This is a genomic window from Actinomadura litoris (genome assembly GCF_009733595.1).
Classification (GTDB): Bacteria; Actinomycetota; Actinomycetes; order Streptosporangiales; family Streptosporangiaceae; genus Spirillospora; species Spirillospora litoris.
Map to the genome: position 1 here is coordinate 81416 of NZ_WOFH01000022.1, position 15967 is coordinate 97382.

General features: G+C 73.7%; 17 protein-coding genes. 12 read left to right on the forward strand and 5 right to left on the reverse strand.

What is annotated here, in order from left to right:
- Positions 1-23: 23 nt before the first annotated feature.
- Positions 24-1307, forward strand: coding sequence for a citrate synthase (locus GNZ18_RS39350; protein WP_156222457.1), 1284 nt, complete (start codon positions 24-26; stop codon positions 1305-1307).
- Positions 1308-1473: 166 nt separating this feature from the next.
- Entirely contained in the window at positions 1474-2133 is a 660-nt protein-coding gene (locus GNZ18_RS41615) for a nucleoside triphosphate pyrophosphohydrolase (protein WP_216651584.1), read from the forward strand.
- 52 nt (positions 2134-2185) lie between these two features.
- On the opposite strand, the gene GNZ18_RS39365 is transcribed toward GNZ18_RS41615, so the two are convergent.
- Entirely contained in the window at positions 2186-2779 is a 594-nt protein-coding gene (locus tag GNZ18_RS39365; protein WP_156222459.1) for a DUF4291 domain-containing protein, read from the reverse strand.
- Positions 2780-2854: 75 nt separating this feature from the next.
- Positions 2855-3586: a TetR/AcrR family transcriptional regulator gene (locus tag GNZ18_RS39370; protein ID WP_156222461.1), complete on the reverse strand. Its 732-nt coding sequence runs from the start codon at positions 3584-3586 to the stop codon at positions 2855-2857.
- Positions 3587-3677: 91 nt separating this feature from the next.
- Between GNZ18_RS39370 and GNZ18_RS39375 the strand changes: the two genes are divergently transcribed.
- On the forward strand, positions 3678-4580 hold the full coding sequence (locus GNZ18_RS39375) for a TIGR03620 family F420-dependent LLM class oxidoreductase (RefSeq protein ID WP_156222463.1): 903 nt from the start codon (positions 3678-3680) through the stop codon (positions 4578-4580).
- Positions 4581-4659: 79 nt separating this feature from the next.
- On the opposite strand, the gene GNZ18_RS39380 is transcribed toward GNZ18_RS39375, so the two are convergent.
- Together GNZ18_RS39380 and GNZ18_RS43475 are read right to left on the reverse strand one after the other, a co-directional pair.
- Positions 4660-5322 carry a response regulator gene (locus GNZ18_RS39380; protein ID WP_156222465.1) on the reverse strand — a complete coding sequence of 221 codons (663 nt, stop codon included), beginning with the start codon at positions 5320-5322 and terminating at the stop codon, positions 4660-4662.
- Positions 5323-5324: 2 nt separating this feature from the next.
- Positions 5325-6494 carry a sensor histidine kinase gene (locus tag GNZ18_RS43475; RefSeq protein ID WP_216651585.1) on the reverse strand — a complete coding sequence of 390 codons (1170 nt, stop codon included), beginning with the start codon at positions 6492-6494 and terminating at the stop codon, positions 5325-5327.
- A gap of 167 nt (positions 6495-6661) precedes the next feature.
- On the opposite strand from GNZ18_RS43475, the gene GNZ18_RS39390 reads away from it, so the two are divergent.
- From GNZ18_RS39390 to GNZ18_RS39400, 3 genes are all read left to right on the forward strand, one after another.
- Entirely contained in the window at positions 6662-7603 is a 942-nt protein-coding gene (locus GNZ18_RS39390) for an ABC transporter ATP-binding protein (protein ID WP_312875011.1), read from the forward strand.
- Positions 7600-8379 (forward strand): ABC transporter permease, encoded by a 780-nt coding sequence (locus tag GNZ18_RS39395; protein WP_156222468.1) that lies wholly within the window; start codon positions 7600-7602, stop codon positions 8377-8379. The genes GNZ18_RS39390 and GNZ18_RS39395 overlap by 4 nt, the downstream gene beginning before the upstream one ends.
- A gap of 760 nt (positions 8380-9139) precedes the next feature.
- On the forward strand, positions 9140-10006 hold the full coding sequence (locus GNZ18_RS39400) for a Sco1979 family transcriptional regulator (protein ID WP_156222526.1): 867 nt from the start codon (positions 9140-9142) through the stop codon (positions 10004-10006).
- Positions 10007-10060: 54 nt separating this feature from the next.
- On the opposite strand, the gene paaI is transcribed toward GNZ18_RS39400, so the two are convergent.
- Positions 10061-10495 carry a hydroxyphenylacetyl-CoA thioesterase PaaI gene (paaI, locus tag GNZ18_RS39405; RefSeq protein WP_156222470.1) on the reverse strand — a complete coding sequence of 145 codons (435 nt, stop codon included), beginning with the start codon at positions 10493-10495 and terminating at the stop codon, positions 10061-10063.
- Between the two features lie 269 nt (positions 10496-10764).
- Here paaI and GNZ18_RS39410 point away from each other — a divergent pair, with 269 nt between their 5' ends.
- From GNZ18_RS39410 to GNZ18_RS39435, 6 genes are all read left to right on the forward strand, one after another.
- Complete coding sequence (locus GNZ18_RS39410) at positions 10765-11877, forward strand: phosphotransferase enzyme family protein (RefSeq protein WP_312875012.1); 1113 nt, start codon at positions 10765-10767, stop codon at positions 11875-11877.
- Positions 11878-11929: 52 nt separating this feature from the next.
- Positions 11930-12520, forward strand: coding sequence for a TetR/AcrR family transcriptional regulator (locus GNZ18_RS39415; protein WP_156222472.1), 591 nt, complete (start codon positions 11930-11932; stop codon positions 12518-12520).
- 76 nt (positions 12521-12596) lie between these two features.
- On the forward strand, positions 12597-13463 hold the full coding sequence (locus GNZ18_RS39420) for an NAD(P)-dependent oxidoreductase (RefSeq protein WP_156222474.1): 867 nt from the start codon (positions 12597-12599) through the stop codon (positions 13461-13463).
- A gap of 35 nt (positions 13464-13498) precedes the next feature.
- Positions 13499-13888, forward strand: coding sequence for a VOC family protein (locus GNZ18_RS39425; RefSeq protein WP_156222476.1), 390 nt, complete (start codon positions 13499-13501; stop codon positions 13886-13888).
- Positions 13889-13967: 79 nt separating this feature from the next.
- Positions 13968-14822, forward strand: a complete 855-nt coding sequence (locus GNZ18_RS39430; RefSeq protein ID WP_156222478.1) for a hypothetical protein — start codon at positions 13968-13970, stop codon at positions 14820-14822.
- Positions 14819-15925 carry a hypothetical protein gene (locus GNZ18_RS39435; RefSeq protein ID WP_156222480.1) on the forward strand — a complete coding sequence of 369 codons (1107 nt, stop codon included), beginning with the start codon at positions 14819-14821 and terminating at the stop codon, positions 15923-15925. Before GNZ18_RS39430 ends, GNZ18_RS39435 begins: the two co-directional genes overlap by 4 nt.
- Positions 15926-15967 lie beyond the last annotated feature (42 nt).

Genomic DNA, 15967 nt, shown 5'->3' on the forward strand with positions numbered 1-15967 from the left:
GACGGAGTTGGGAGCGAGCGAGTATGTCGGATTTCGAGCTCAACCACGTGAGCGGCCGCATGCCTCTGGAGGTGACGGAGGCGACCGAGGGTCCCTCCGGCCTGGGTGTGGGCAAGCTGCTCAAGGAGACGGGGCATGTCACGCTCGATCCGGGGTTCACCAACACCGCCTCCACGATGTCCTCGATCACCTATATCGACGGTGAGGCGGGGATCCTGCGGTACCGCGGCTACCCGATCGAGGAGCTGGCGGAGAAGTCGTCCTTCCTGGAGGTCGCGTACCTGCTGATCTACGGCGAGCTGCCGTCGGCCGACCGGCTGGAGGAGTTCACCCACAGCGTCCGCAACCACACGCTGCTGGACGAGAAGTTCCGCGCGTTCTTCTCCGCGTTCCCCCGGCGGGCGCATCCGATGGCGGTGCTGTCGTCCGCGGTCAGCGCGCTGTCGACCTTCTACCAGGACAGCCTCGACCCGTTCGACCCCGAGCAGGTCGACCTGTCCAGCATCCGGCTGATCGCCAAACTGCCCACGATCGCGGCGTACGCGTACAAGACCTCCATCGGGCAGCCGCTGCTCTACCCGGACAACTCCCTGGGCTACGTGGAGAACTTCCTCCGTATGACGTTCGGGCTGCCCACGCAGGCGTACGAGATCGACCCCGAGATCGTGCGCGTCCTGGACATGCTGTTCGTCCTGCACGCCGACCACGAGCAGAACTGTTCGACCTCGACCGTACGGTTGGTGGGCTCCAGCCAGGCGAACCTGTTCTCGTCGGTGTCCGCGGGCGTCGACGCGCTGTTCGGTCCGCTGCACGGCGGCGCCAACCAGGCCGTCCTGGAGATGCTGGAGCGGATCCACGAGAACGGCGACGACGTCGACTCGTTCGTCCGGCGCGTGAAGGACAAGGAGCCGGGCGTCAAGCTGATGGGCTTCGGGCACCGCGTCTACCGCAACTACGACCCGCGCGCGGCCGTGGTGAAACAGGCCACCGGCAAGGTCCTGGACGCGCTGGGCAAGTCCGACCCGCTGCTCGACCTGGCCATGCGCCTGGAGGAGGTCGCGCTGAGCGACGACTACTTCGTGGAGCGCAAGCTGTACCCGAACGTCGACTTCTACACCGGCGTCATCTACAAGGCGATGGGCTTCCCGACCAACGCGTTCACCGTGCTGTTCGCGCTCGGACGGCTCCCCGGCTGGATCGCCCAGTGGCGCGAGATGATGAACGACGCCTCGACGAAGATCGGGCGTCCGCGCCAGGTCTACGTGGGCCCGAGCGAGCGCCACTACGTGGACCTTCCCTCTCGCTGACGCGACACCGACCAGACCTTGCGTGAGGGTGAACGCCCGCGCGCCCGCCGCACAGGCGACGCACGTGAATGACTCAAAGGCCGGGAGCCACGCTCCCGGCCTTGAGTTTTTCGCCCACGAGTGCGGATCGCGCGCGACGGGTCGCCGTGATGGTTACCGTCGGCGCATGGAGGATGAGGGAGAGCCAGGGTCGCTGGCGAGGGTGCTGGCGGACGTCGCGGCGGAACGCGATGCCCAGGATCAGATGTGGGGCGTCCAGGAGTTCCCCGACGGAAGCGGACCGGAGTTCGCCGAGCGGGCGGAGCAGGCCAAGCGCGAATGCGCTGAAGCCTCGAAGCGCGGGCGCCTGACCTGGCGCCATGTGCTCACCGAAGAGTTCTACGAGGCGCTGGCCGAGTCGGCTCCCGAAAGACTCCGGGAGGAACTCGTCCAGACGGCAGCGGTGGCCGTGAAGTGGGTCCAGTCGCTGGACCGGCGCCATAGCGGGCTGGCGCACCACACTGGGTCGGGCGAGAGGTCGGCGGAGAAGCTCGTACGCGACCGGATTCCAGAGATCATCCGGTCCGCGGGGCGGGGCGCCGACACGCGCGTCGCGGGGCCGGAGGAGTACCGGGCGTTGCTGCGCGCCAAGCTGTACGAGGAGGCCGGGGAGTACGTCGCGAGCGGCGAGCCCGAGGAGCTCGCCGACCTGCTGGAGGTCCTCCACGCGTTGGCCGCGGTCGACGGGATCACGCCGGACGACCTGGAGGCGCGGCGCGCGGCCAAGTGGGAGCGGCGGGGCGGCTTCGCCGAGCGCATCGTCCTGAATATGCCGTCTGAACCCTAGGGCTGTTCGTCACGGCGGCGCTGGTCCGCGCCGGGCCCGGATGCCGCGCGGGTCAGTCGGCGCCGATGCGCTGGGCCACCTCGGTGGGCAGCGGATACGGACGCTCTGGTGGGAGCAGCTTCCTGGCCTTGGCCGCCTGGCCGTCCTGGACGAGGCGATGCAGCTTGTGGACGAGGGCCGTGCGGTCCTCGATCTCCATGATCCAGTCGTCGACGTAGCGGTCGACGACGTGGCGGCTGAGGCCGACCTGGATGCTTCGCGCCTCCAGCTTCTGGCCGCGCAGGGACCGTTCCGGGTCCCACTGGACGTGGACGACCGCGTCCGCGAAACGTCGGCGCCACTCGTCCGAACCCTGGAAGACACGGCGGTCGGGCGCGGTGGGAACGGCCAGGCCGAGCGCCTCCTCCCAGCCCGCCCGGCTGATCCGGACGGCGAGCACGGACTGCTGGCCCGGTTTGCGCGCCCAGCCGCTGCGCGCCATCAGCCACAGGAAGGAGGGCTTGATCCACGTCATGCGGCCGCGGGAGAACGGGGGGACGAAGGTGCCGTGCCGCACCGCCGGTCCGGCGATCTCCGGGGAGAACGCCTGGTAGACCGTGATCGAGTCGCGGTCGAAATCCGCGCGGATCTCCCGTGTGGACGTCATCAAGGGACGGCTCCGATGTGAGGGCGAGGCCCCAGCGTCCCGTAAACCGGGCCGGCCGATCAACCGGATTTCACCTCAGGAGAGCGAGCGGCGGCGGTGGGCCTTCTGGCGGCACGCGGCACCGCAGTAGCGGGCGGGGCGGCCGGTCCGGGCGGCCACGAGCGGGGTGCCGCAGACCTCACACGTTTCGTTACGTGACGCCGGGCGAGTTTCGTTACGCGTGAGCGAGGACTCCGCGCACGCCGGACGGAGCGCGTCGCACGCGAGCGCCGTCATGCGTCCGGGCGGGCCGGTCGAGCGCCGCCGGCGTTCCATGACCAGGCACCCGGTGAGGAGGGCTCTGACGTCGGACACGTCCACGTCGTCCCGCACGCCGCCCGCGGCCTGGGCCCTTCCGAGCAGCACTCCCAGAGCGTCGGTGAACGCCTGGTCGAGGCCGCCGTCGTCGAAGGCGCTCATGCCCTCGTCCAGCGCGATCGCCTCGCAGAGCGCGTGGTTCAGCATGGCGCGCTCCACCACCCGCATAACGAAACCGTAGAACGTCTCCACCGGTTCCCCGGCGTCGGCGAGGGACCTCGCCTCCTCCACGACCTGTTCGAGGCGGTCGGCGATGGCGGCCTTGAACAGCGCCTCCTTGGTCGGGAAGTTGCGGTAGACGGTCCCGGCGCCGACCCCCGCGCGGCGTGCTATGTCGTCGAGGGGGGCGAGCCTGCCGTCGGCGGCGAAGGCCTCCAGCGCGGCCCGCATGATCCGCTCCCGGTTGCGCAGCGCGTCCGAGCGCCGGGGGGCCGGCGGGTCGGCGGTCATCCGCGTCCTCCTTTGACAAACGGGGCGATCGTTCCGGTACTGTCCTAACCGGGCTACCGGTTCCGATTGTACGGCCGACCAAGGAGGCAGGATGACGACCACCGCCGTTGACGAGGCGCGCAAGAGGCTCGGGCGGATCGGGGCCACGCTGATGACCCCGCTCGCGCCCGCCGACGAGTGGCGGGCGGCGGCCGCGCGCGTCGAGAAGGCGGGCTACGGATCGATCTGGGTGAACGAGGCCGTGGGAGGGCGTGAGGTGTTCACGCAGCTCGGCGTGATGCTCGCGGCGACCGACCGGATCGTCCTCGGTTCGGGCATCGCGAACCTGTGGGCGCGGCATCCGGCCGCGATGCAGGGGGCCGCGTCGGTGCTGGCCGACGCCTACCCGGGGCGGCTGGCGCTCGGGATCGGCGTCAGCATGGGGGCGATCGTCGAGCAGAGCGGGCAGGAGTGGACCAGCCCGCTGGCGAAGATGCGCGGCTACCTGGACGCCATGGACGCCGCCGTCGAGGCCGCTCCGGCGCCGTCCGTCCCCTTCCCAAGGTTGATCGCCGCCCTCGGGCCGAAGATGCAGGCGGTCGCCCGCGACCGCGCGGACGGCGCGATCCCCGCGCTGCTGCCCGCCGAGCACACGCGGCGCGTGCGGGAGACGCTCGGCCCCGACAAGCTGCTGATCAGTCTCCAGACCGTGGTCCCCGAGGCGGACCCCGCCAAGGCGCGCGCGATCGCGCGCCAGGCCCCGGGGCTTCTCATGCCCGGATCGCCCTATGCCCGGATGCTCAGGGAGATGGGCTACGGCGACGCCGACCTGGCGGACGGCGGGTCCGACGAGGTCATCGACCTGTGCTTCAACTGGGGCGACGACGCCGCGATCGCCCGGCGGCTCCAGGGACACCTCGACGCGGGGGCCGACCACGTCGTCGCCTCGGTGTTCGCCCCGGACCTCCCCTCGACGGCCGACCGGCTCGAACGACTCGCCCCCAGCCTGCTCTAGGCGGGGCGTCGGAATCCCCTGCCCGCGCCTCCAGGTCCCCGCTCGGCGGCTGAGGACGTCGCGCGCGTGCGGGGGGCGGTCAGCGGGGGGTGACCAGACCCGTCTCGTAGGCGGCGATGACCAGTTGGGCGCGGTCGCGGGCCTGGAGTTTGGCCAGCAGGTGGCCGATGTGGGTCTTCACCGTCGCCGGGCTCAGGTGCAGGTGCGCGGCGAGCTCGGTGTTCGAGAGGCCGCGGGCGATGAGCGTCAGGACCTCGCGTTCGCGGTCGGTGACGCCGTCCAGCCCGGCGGGAGGGGGCTGGACGGGGCCCGGGCGGCGGACGAACTCGGCGATCAGGCGGCGGGTCACGGTCGGGGCCAGCAGGGATTCGCCCGAGGCGACGATCCGGATCGCCGACAGGAGGTCGGCGGGAGGGGTGTCCTTCAGCAGGAACCCGCTCGCCCCGGCGCGCAGCGCCGAGTAGACGTAGGTGTCCAGGTCGAACGTGGTGAGGATCAGGACGCGCACGTCCGGCAGCTCGCCGCAGATGCGACGGGTCGCCTCGATGCCGTCCATCTCGGGCATGCGGACGTCCATCAGGACGACGTCGGGGCTCTGGGAGGCGGCGAGCTCGACCGCCTCGGCCCCGGTGCCCGCCTCGCCCACCGTGAGCAGGCCGGGCGCGGTGTCGACCAGCACGCGGAAGCTGCCGCGCAGCAGCGCCTGGTCGTCGGCGACGAGGACGCGGACGGGATCGGTCATGGTCACGCCGGATCGTAGGGGAAGTCGGCCGAGACCGCGAAGCCGCCGTCGAGACGCGGGCCCGCGGCGAAGTCGCCGCCGTACATCATGACCCGCTCGCGCATGCCGACCAGGCCGTGCCCCTCCCCCGGCGCCGCGCCGCCGGGCAGGACGCGGACGCCGGGGCCGTCGTCGGCGACGTCGATGCGCATCCGGTGCCCGTCCGCCTCCACGCGGACGCGACACCGGGCGGGGGCGGCGTGCTTGACGACGTTGGTGATCGCCTCCTGGACGATGCGGTAGGCGGACAGGGCCACGCCCTCGGGGAGGTCACCGGCGCGGACGTCCAACTCGACGCGGACACCGGCCATGGCGGCGCGCTCGGCCAGGGCCGGTAGTCCGTCGAGGCCGGGCGAGGGGGCGAGGTCCGGTGCGGAGACCGGGTCGGTGTCGGGGACGGATCCGGCGCGCAGGACGCCGAGGAGGTGGCGCATCTCGGCGAGGGAGCCGCGGCTGGTGGTCTCGATGACGCGGAGGGCGTCCAGCGCCTCCTCCGGCCGCGCCTCGGCGACGTGGACGGCGACGCCCGCCTTGACGGCGATCAGGCTCATGCTGTGCGCGACGACGTCGTGGAGTTCGCGGGCGATGCGCAGCCGCTCGTCGCCGACGGCGCGGTCGGCGAGTTGGCGGGCGGCGCGGTCGGCGTGGGCGCGGCGCTCGCGGACGGCGCGTCCGAGCGCCCAGGACGCGCCGAGGACGGCGAGGCCGAGCACGAACGCGGCGGCGCGCCGGGATTGCCGGTCCTCGGGACCGGCGACGGCGCCGCCGAGGATGACCAGGGCGCTGAGGCCGCCGATCAGCGAGGTCGGGATCCAGCGCCGGCGGGGCTCGGTGAGCGCGACCGTGTACAGCGCGTACGCGGCTGCGGCGTAGGAGTCCCAGACCAGGTCGAGGCAGAGGGACAGGGTGGAGGTGGCGAAGACGACCGCGAACACCGGCACCGGCCACGGCCGCCGCGCCGCGAGCGGGAGCCCGGTGGCGACGGCGGCCGCGCACGCGGGCAGGGCCGGCGCGTCCCCGCCCGACATCATCGTCGTCAGGAGCGCGTAGAGGACCGCCACGGCGGCGTCCAGGGCGATCAGCCGCCGCCGGCTCAGGCGCCGGACGAGCAGGGGGCGCTCGGATTCGTACACGTCACGACGGTAGCCGGGCCGCCGGCGTGATCGCGTCCGGCCGGTGGATGTCAGCCCTGGGTCCGATGCCGCGCGCCGCGCTCGGAACACGGGCGGAGCGGCGCCGGGCGTGCGGACCGGAGCCGGCTCCGATGTGCGGAGGGGCGCGTTCCGGCGAGGGTGGTCGGGTGATCGAGGTGCGTGAGTTGACGAAGCGGTACGGCCGGACGGTGGCTGTGGACCGCCTGTCGTTCGTGGTCCGGCCGGGGGCCGTCACCGGCTTCCTCGGCCCGAACGGGGCGGGCAAGTCGACGACCATGCGGGTGCTGCTGGGCCTGGACGCGGCGTCGTCGGGCGAGGCGCTGGTGAACGGCCGCCGCTACGCGTCCCTGCGGCGCCCCATGCTGGAGGTCGGCGCGCTGCTGGACGCGGGCGCCGTGCATGCCGGGCGGAAGGCGTTCGACCACCTCGGGTGGCTGGCGCGCGGCAACGGGATCGGGACGCGGCGGGTCGCCGAGGTGCTGGAGCGGGTGGGCCTGGCCGGGGTCGCGCGGAAGCGGGTCGGCGGGTTCTCACTGGGCATGCGGCAGCGGCTCGGGATCGCGGCGGCGCTGCTCGGCGACCCCGGGGTGCTGGTCTTCGACGAGCCGGTGAACGGCCTGGACCCGGACGGCGTCCGCTGGATCCGCGAGCTGATGCGTGCGCTGGCCGCCGAGGGGCGGACGGTGCTGATCTCCAGCCACCTGATGAGCGAGATGGAGCTGACCGCGGACCGGCTGGTCGTCATCGGGCGCGGCCGGTTGATCGCGGACACGTCGGTGCAGGAGCTGGCGGACCGCTTCGGACGCGGCGTGCGTGTGCGTTCGCCCCGTCCGGACGAGCTGACGCGCGTTCTCGTGACGGCCGGGGGCACCGTCGAAAGCGCGAACGGGACGGCGGGCGGAGGACGCGTGGCCGGGTCCCCGGAGAGCGGAGGGCTGGTCGTCAGCGGGTTGGAGGCGAAGGCCATCGGCGAGCACGCCGCCGCGCATGGGATCCCGCTGTACGAGGTGACGCCGCGCAACGCGTCCCTGGAGGAGGCCTACATGGAGTTGACCGCGCGCGGCGCCGAGTTCGGGGCGGCGTCGTGATCGACGCGGTGGCGGCGGAGTGGTGGAAGCTGCGCTCGGTCCGCTCGACCCGGTGGACGCTGTCGGTCGCGGGCGCGTTCGTGCTGGTGCTGATGCTGGTCGCGGCGCAGGAGGCACGGATCTGGGACGGGCTGACCGCCCGGGAGCGCGAGGACCTTCCCCTGCGTCCGCTCCAGGTGATGGGGCCGTGGGTCGCCTCGCTGTGCCTGGCGGTCCTCGGCGCCCTGTCCGCGACGTCGGAGTACCGGAGCGGGACGATCGCGACGAGCCTCATCGCCGTCCCGCACCGGGGGCGGTTGGTCGCCGCCAAGGCGGTGGTGGTCGCGGCGGTCGGGCTGACCGCGGGCGAGGCGGTCGCGTTCGCCTCCTGCCTCGGGCCCCGGCTGGTGATCGGCGGGCGGTCCTTCGTCGACCAGGAGGGCTCGGTCCTCCACGACCTTCCGGCCTTCGCCGTCGAGGGCGCGGCGGTGGCGGTGTTCGCGCTGCTCGGGCTCGCGCTCGGGCTCCTGACGCGGTCGGCGGCGGGCGCGATCACGGCGGTCGTGCTGCTGTGGCACGTCCTGCCGCTGCTCGTCTTCCACCTGCCCGAGCCGTGGAACGCGCGCGCCGGCTCGGTGATGCTCAGCGGCCTGGCCTCCGAGATCTCCGGGGCGGGCGCGGGCGAGTCCATCTACGGCGGCGTGCTGCCCGCGCCGGCCGCGGCGGCGGTCATGCTGGCGTACGCGCTCGTGCCGCTCGCCGCGGCCGCGTTCGCCTTCACCCGCCGCGACGCCTGAGAGGGCCGAAACACCGAAAGCGCTGCCCGGTCAATACGGCGGCGGAAATACCCGGCAGCTGTAACGATCACCCGGCCCGTCACCTGCGTCAACGCCGGAGACGGCGATTCGGGGAACGGCGGCGCCCGGCTCGCGGGCGCCGCCGTTCGGGCGTCACGACGCGGCGGGCGCCCGCCGGTAGCCCATACCAGGACGAGCGGGACGACAACCCCCACCTCTCCGGGCGCGTCGCGGAGAACATTCTCCAAGTCGTGGCCCTCCGTCATTCCCGTGTCATGGGAAGGGCCACGAAAAACGAGTGACATTGGTCATCATCAAACCGGAAGAACGCCGGGCAATTCGCACACCGGGGTTTGCGCGCCGCCGCCCGCGCCATCTCGAAAAGGCCGCCTGCGGACACGTTTCGGGCCACGTTCCGCACCCGTCCCGCCACCGACCGCACTGGTCACAGCCGATCAACGCGGTCCGACCGACCGGTCGGCGAGGTCCGCGGCCGCGAGCGCGGCGCCCGCACAACGCCGGCGGAGGTACGCTCGGGATGCGGCGAGCGGACGGCTCCCGCGACGCGGCGGCCCTTCTGCGCGGTAGGGCCGGGCGGCCGCGGACACGTAATTCGTCCTTCCCAAAAACAGGGGTTCATCCTCTAACATAGGGCGATGCCGTTCCGCCCCTGAGCAGACACGTCGACTGGCTGGTGACCCCTTTGCCCCAGGATTCAGCTGCACACTCGCCTTCGGCCGAGAGCGACCCGGCCGGACGGCTGATCGACTATCCCCGGCGCGGGGGGCCGACGGTGCTGCGCATCCTGCTGGGCGCGCAGCTGCGGAGGCTCCGGGAGGCGCGCGGCATCTCCACCGAGCAGGCCGGGTATGAGATCCGCGGCTCGCACTCCAAGATCAGCCGGATGGAGCTGGGCCGGGTCGGGTTCAAGGAGCGCGACGTCGCCGACCTGCTCACCCTCTACGGCGTGACCGACCCCGGCGACCGCGCCACCCTGCTGGAGCTGGCCAAGGAGGCCAACACCCCGGGCTGGTGGCACCGCTACGGCGACGTCCTGCCGAGCTGGTTCGAGGTCTACCTCGGGCTGGAGGAGGCGGCCTCGCTGCTGCGCACCTACGAGCTGCAGTTCGTCCCCGGGCTGCTGCAGACCGAGGACTACGCGCGCGCGGTCGTGCGCCTCGGCTTCTCCGACGCGTCCGAGGAGGAGGTCGAGCGGCGCGTGCAGGTCCGCACGACCCGCCAGGAGCGGTTCACCTCGCCCGGCGCCCCGACGCTGTGGGCCGTGCTGGACGAGGCGGTCGTGCGGCGCCCGCTCGGCGGGCGCGCGGTCATGCGGCGCCAGCTCCGCCACCTCATCGAGATGTCGGAGCTGCCGAACGTCACGCTCCAGCTCGTCCCGTTCGGCGCGGGCGGGCACGCGGCCGCCGGCGGCCCGTTCACCATCCTGCGGTTCGCCGAGCCGGGCCTGTCGGACGTCGTGTACCTGGAGCAGCTCACCAGCGCGCTCTACCTCGACAAGCCCACCGACGTCGACACCTACATGCGCGCGATGAACAACCTGTGCATCACCGCCGCGCGGCCCGACGACACCACGCGCCACCTGCACACGATCCTGGGCCAGCTCTGACCGCACGCCCCGACGGCTGCGCGCGGGGAGCATCGGGGGCGCGTCCGGCGGGGGTCAGGTGTCGTTCAGGACGCGTTCGTCGCGGCTGCGCCCGCCGCCGCGGAACTCCGCGATGACCTCGCCGTGCGGGACGCGGCGCACCGTCACGTCGTACACGCCGCTGCGGCCGTAGCGGACGCGCTCCTCGGCGGTCGCCTCCAGCAGGTCGCCCGCGCGCCCCGGGGCGACGAACACCACGTCCGCGGACGCGGCGACCGTCACCGCGTCGCGGGTGTTGCAGGCGTAGGCGAACGCGGAGTCGGCGAGCAGGAAGATGTAACCGCCGTGGGCGATCCCGAAGCCGTTCACCATCGTGTCGGCGACCCTCATGCGCAGCCGGGCCGTCCCGGGCGCGACCTCGACGATCCGCATCCCCAGGTCCTGCGCCACCCGGTCCCGCGCGTACATCGTCTCGGCGCATCGCCGCGCCACCTCCGCCGCGTCGCTCATCCGCACAGGGTATTGATCGTACGAAGTCGGCGGACGTCCGGCAGGGCGGAACACGGCGCCCACCAGCACGCAAGCCCGGCAAAGACCACTGGCGCGCACCGGGAGCGCCCACGGGACGGGCGTTTCCCTTTCGCGGTGGGCGCCCGGACGTGTAGCGTCAGCGTGGGAACATCCGTTCGACCGATGTCCCCACACCCGTCCGACCGCTCGTCCGAGAGCCCGTCCGATGTCCTGACCGATGTCCCGACCGACGACGCCGAGGTGCCGAGGTGCCGACATCACGCAGCGCTGACACCCAGGCTGACACCCAGGCTGACACCCAGGCCGACACGCAGGCCGGCACGCAGGCCGACGCCCGGGACGACCCCGGGCCGCCGCCCCGGCTGCTGCGGCGCTGGGAGATCGGCGACCCGGACGCCGTGTCCCCCGGGCCGGGGCGCCGCTGCACGCGGGTCGACACCGCCCAGGGCTCGTACTTCCTGAAGGAGTACGAGCACCCCGACCGCAGGCGCGTGCTGTTCCAGCACGCGGTCACCGGGGCGCTGGACGCGGCGGGCCTGCCGGTCCTCGCGCCCGTCCCCGCGCGCGGCGGCCGGACGCTCGTCACCGCGTCCGGGCGGAGCTTCGTGCTGTACCCGTGGGTCGCCGGACGCGTGCGCGGCGGGCTGGAGCTCACGTTCGGGCAGTGCGAGGCGCTCGGCGGGCTCCTCGGCCGGCTGCACGCCGAACTCGACCGGTCGACCCCGCCGGTCCAGCAGAGCATGCTGGTGCCGACCCCGCGCGCCGCCGACGCCGCCGCGGCGGTCGAGGCGATGCTGGAGGCGATCCCCGGGGACGGCACCGACTTCGACGCGCTGACCGGGCGGCGGCTGCGGGAGCGGCACGCGCTGCTCACCGAGTTCGCCGGGCACCAGCCGCCGGAGATGGAGGTCAGCACGGTCGGCCACCTGCACGGCGCGTTCCAGGCGGAGAACCTGCGCTACGGCGGGTCGGGGAACGTCAGCGCCGTCCTCGGCTGGGACGGGCTGACCACCGGGCCGGTCGCGGGCGAGGTCGTCCGGGCGGCGGCGCGGCTGTTCGCGTGCGAGGACGAGCGGGGCCTCGACCTCGACCGCGTCCAGGCGTTCGTGCGGGGGCACCGCGCGACGTTCCCGCTGGACGAGGGGCAGATCCAGGCGGCGGTCCACCGGGAGTGGTGGGAGCGGCTCTGCGACGTCGCGGCGCTGCGGCACCGCTACCTCGGCGCGGACGGCGCCGGCGAGCGCGGGCAGGCGGCGCTGGTCGCCTGGTGGTCGGCGCAGCTCGACCGCACGCTGGAGGTCTTCGCCGCGCCCTACACCGAGGCGTTCGAGGGCGCGGGCGAGCACCCCGCCTTCGGCTAGCACCGCGGAACCAATTTGACCGACCGTTCCAGAACTGGCTAACGTCGGCGGCATGGCACGTGCCAGGGAGTTCGACACCGAGGCGGCCGTCGCCGCCGCCACCGAGGTCTTCCGCGGCCGCGGGTACGAGGCGACCTCGATCCAGGACCTCGTGGAGGCCACCGGGATCGGCCGGGGCTCGCTGTACGCGGCGTTCGGCAGCAAGGACGGCCTGTACGAGGCGGCGCTGCGGCACTACGCGAGCAGTTCGGGGGCGCTGATGGCGCGGCGGCTCGACCGGGACGAGCCCGTCCGCGAGGTGCTGCGCCACCTGCTGCTCGCGCTGGTCGACGACACGGTCGGGGACCCGGCCAGGCGCGGGTGCCTGATGACGAACACGGCGGTGGAGCGGCTGCCGGGCGACGCGGTCGCCGGGCGGATCGTCGGCGGCTCCTTCGACCGGGTCGCCGGACTCGTCGAGGCGGCGCTCCGCAGGGGCCGCGAGCGGGGCGAACTCCCGAAGGACGCCGACGTGACCGCGCTCGCCGACTTCGTCACCACGACGATCCAGGGCCTGCGCGTCCTCGGCAAGGCGGGCGCCGACCGGCGGCGCCTGGCCGCGGTGGTCGACGCCGCCCTGCGAGCCCTGCCGCTTCCTGGGTAGGGACGCCTCGGACCATGCACGCCATGGCGCGTGCCCTGAAAATGTAACGATCGGTCAAGAAAAGGGAGTGGGGACCATGAGTGACGTCGCGCTGCTCGGCACCGGGATCATGGGTGCCGCGATGGGCCGCAACCTGCTCAAGGCGGGGCACCGGCTCACCGTGTGGAACAGGACCCGTGCGCGGGCCGAGCCGCTCGCCGCGGACGGCGCCGCCATCGCCGCGACGCCCGCCGAGGCCGTCGCGGACGCCGAGGTCGTGATCACGATGCTGAGCGACGGCGAGGCCGTCCTCGCCGCGATGGCCGCCGCGGCGCCCTCGCTGCGCCCGGGGCAGGTCTGGGCGCAGATGAGCACGGTCGGCGTCGGCCCGCTGGACCGGCTCGCCGGGTTCGCCGCCGAGCACGGGATCACGTTCGTGGACGCGCCCGTCCAGGGCACCCGGCAGCCCGCCGAGCAGGGGACGCTGGTCGTCCTCGCCGCCGGGCCGCAGGACGCCCGCGCCGCGCTGGCGCCGGTGTTCGACGCGGTGGGCTCGAAGACGCTGTGGCTGGACGAGGACGGCGCGGGCGGCGCGGCGTCCCGGCTCAAGCTCGCCGCGGTGAGCTACGGCATCTCGATGACCTCGATCGTCGCCGAGTCGCTCGCGCTCGCCCGGGGCCTCGGCCTCGACCCCGCGCTGTTCGGCGAGGTCGTGACCGGCGGTCCGATGGACAGCCCCTACCTCCAGGCCAAGCTGAAGTCGATCCTCTCCGACGACTTCACGACGAGCTTCGCCGTCCGCAACGCCGAGAAGGACACGCGGCTGATCCACGAGGCCGCCGCGTCCGGGAACGTGCGGGTGGACCTGAACGACGCGGCGGGCGAGCGGTTCCGCCGCGCGCTGGCGCAGGGGCACGGCGACGAGGACATGTCCGCGACCTACCACGCGAGTTTCGGCGGCTGACTCCTCCCGTCCTCCTCCTCGGCGAGGATGGGGGCATGGAGGTACTCAGCAGCCGGGTCCTGCTCCGCCCGCCCGATCCGCGCCGGACCCAGGCGTTCTACCGCGACGTCCTGGGTCTCGCGGTGTACCGCGAGTTCGGCCCGGCGGACGCGCCCGGCGTCGTGTTCTTCCTCGGCCCGGGGTTCCTTGAGGTGTCGGGGCACGGCGCGGGCGGCGCGGGCGCGGCCGCGATGCTCTGGCTCCAGGTCAGGGACGTGCGGGCCGAGCACGGGCGGCTCGTAGCGGCGGGGGCGCGGATCGTCCGGGAGCCGCGCGAGGAGCCGTGGGGCCTGGTCGAGATGTGGATCGAGGACCCGGACGGCGTGCGGATCGTCGTCGTCGAGGTCCCGGAGGCGCATCCGCTGCGCCGCGATACGCGCTCCTGAGGGGCGGCGGACTCCGGACGCCTCGCCGTTCGACTGGAAAACACTGGAATTGTCTGGAAGCTGCTGTACTGTCGCCCGCATGCCCCGGTCCCCCGGTGTCCCGACCCCCGACGCGCTGGAGGCGCGCATCGCCGAGCTGCGCGCCGCCGTCCGGCGCGCGGTGGCGGCCGGCGACCGGCGGGCCGCCCGCGACCTGCGCGCCGACCTGCGGCTGGCCGAGCGGCAGTGGGACGAGGCCGTCCTCGGTGACGCGGGCACCGGGAACACCACCTCACCCGGCGGGCAGGACGCCCGCGAGAGTGAGGCCCGGGGGCTGCTGCCCGTCCGCGAGCAGGTCCACCAGGCGCTGACGCTGCTCGGCGCGCCCGCCGCGCCGAAGCTGATCGGGTCGGTGTACGCGGCGTTCTTCCCCGGCGAGATCGCCGGGAGCCGCCTGACCAGCCTGCGCCGCGACGAGGAGCGCTCGTTCCGCACCGCGCCCTACGCGCGGCCCTACTATCTGTGCGCGGCGCTGACCGCCGACCTGCTCGCGCCCGCCCGCGGCCTGCTGACCGTGAGCACCTGGCCGCTGGAGCAGCGGATCGTCGGGCCGCTGAGCCCGCGCACCGACTTCCTCACCAGCGCGGTCCGCCTCGCCGAGCACGCCGGTCGGGGGACGCCCTCCCCCGACGTGCGGCGGCTGCTGTGGCGGTTCGCGTCCAACATTCCCGGTGCGGTCACCGGTACGGTCGGTACAGTCGAGCCGGCCGATCTCGCGGAGGCCGCGCGGGCGGAGCTGCAGGTGCACCGCGAACCCGACCGGCGGCTGCGCGCGTCGGCCGCCGGGCGCGCCCGCACCCGGCTCGACGACGCGGAGCGGCTGTTCGGCAGCCGCCTGCGGGCCCTGCACGAATCCGGCGGACGACGCGCCGCACCTGGAGAACGAGGCCGATGACCGAGACCGCGCCGGACCTGGACCGGCTGCGCGGCGACGCTCCCCCGCGCAACCACGACGCCCGCACGATCGCCGCACTGACCGCCAATCCCGGCTGCGCCCGCCGCGGTCTGATGGACGCGGCGGGCGTCGACAAGGACGCGGTGGCGCGGCACCTCGGGTTCCCCGCGCCGTTCGGCCAGTCGCAGTTCGCGATCACGCGCGGGAACGCGTTCGAGGCGCAGGTGAAGGCCGACGGGTGCGCCGAGCTGCTGACGCTGCTGCGCGAGCGCCTCGGCCTCGACGTCGCGGAGGTCGCCTACGACGACCTGGAGGTGGTCGCGGGCAACGAGGGGCGCGAGCTGCGGCACACCCGCACCCGGCGGCTGCTGGCCCGCGCGCTGGAGACCGGCGAGGGCACGCTGTTCGACCACCCGCTGCTCCGGCTGGAGATCGCCGGGCGGCTCGCCTACCTGGAGCCGGACGTGATCGCGTTCCAGGTGCGTGGGCGGCTGCACGTCATCGAGATCAAGTCGTTCGCGGTCGTGGACGGGCAGGCCGAGCCCGAGCAGGTCGCCGCGGCGGCGCGGCAGTCGGCGGTGTACGTGCTGGCGCTGCGGCGGCTGGCCGCCGAGCTGGGCCACGACCCCGGGCGCGTGTCGCACGAGGTGTTCCTCGTCTGCCCAGAGAACTTCTCCAACCGTCCGACGGCGACGCCGCTGGACGTGCGGCCGCAGCTCGCCGTCCTGGAGCGGCAGCTCGCGCGGCTCACCAGGGTCGACGCGATCCTGGAGGCGCTGCCCGGCGACCTGGTGTTCGAGCCGGGCGACGCGCTCGCGGAGTCGGTGCGCGCGGTCGAGGCCCGGTACGCGCCCGAGTGCATGGCGGGCTGCGAGATGGCGCTGTTCTGCCGCGACGAGGCGCGCGCGTGCGGGGCGACGGGCGCGCTCGGCCGCTCGATCCGCGACGACCTCGGCGGCGTCGACACGATCGCCACCGCGCTGGCGCTCGCCGACGGCTCGCTCCACCCCTCCGACGACCTGGCCGAGACCGCCGCGCAGCTGCGCGCCGCCGCCCGGCTCCGCGACGAGGCGCTGCTCGCGGCGCGGGGCGGCGCCGCGTGACCTCGGCTCCCCGCCGCACGCCCTCGGCTCCCCGCCGCATGC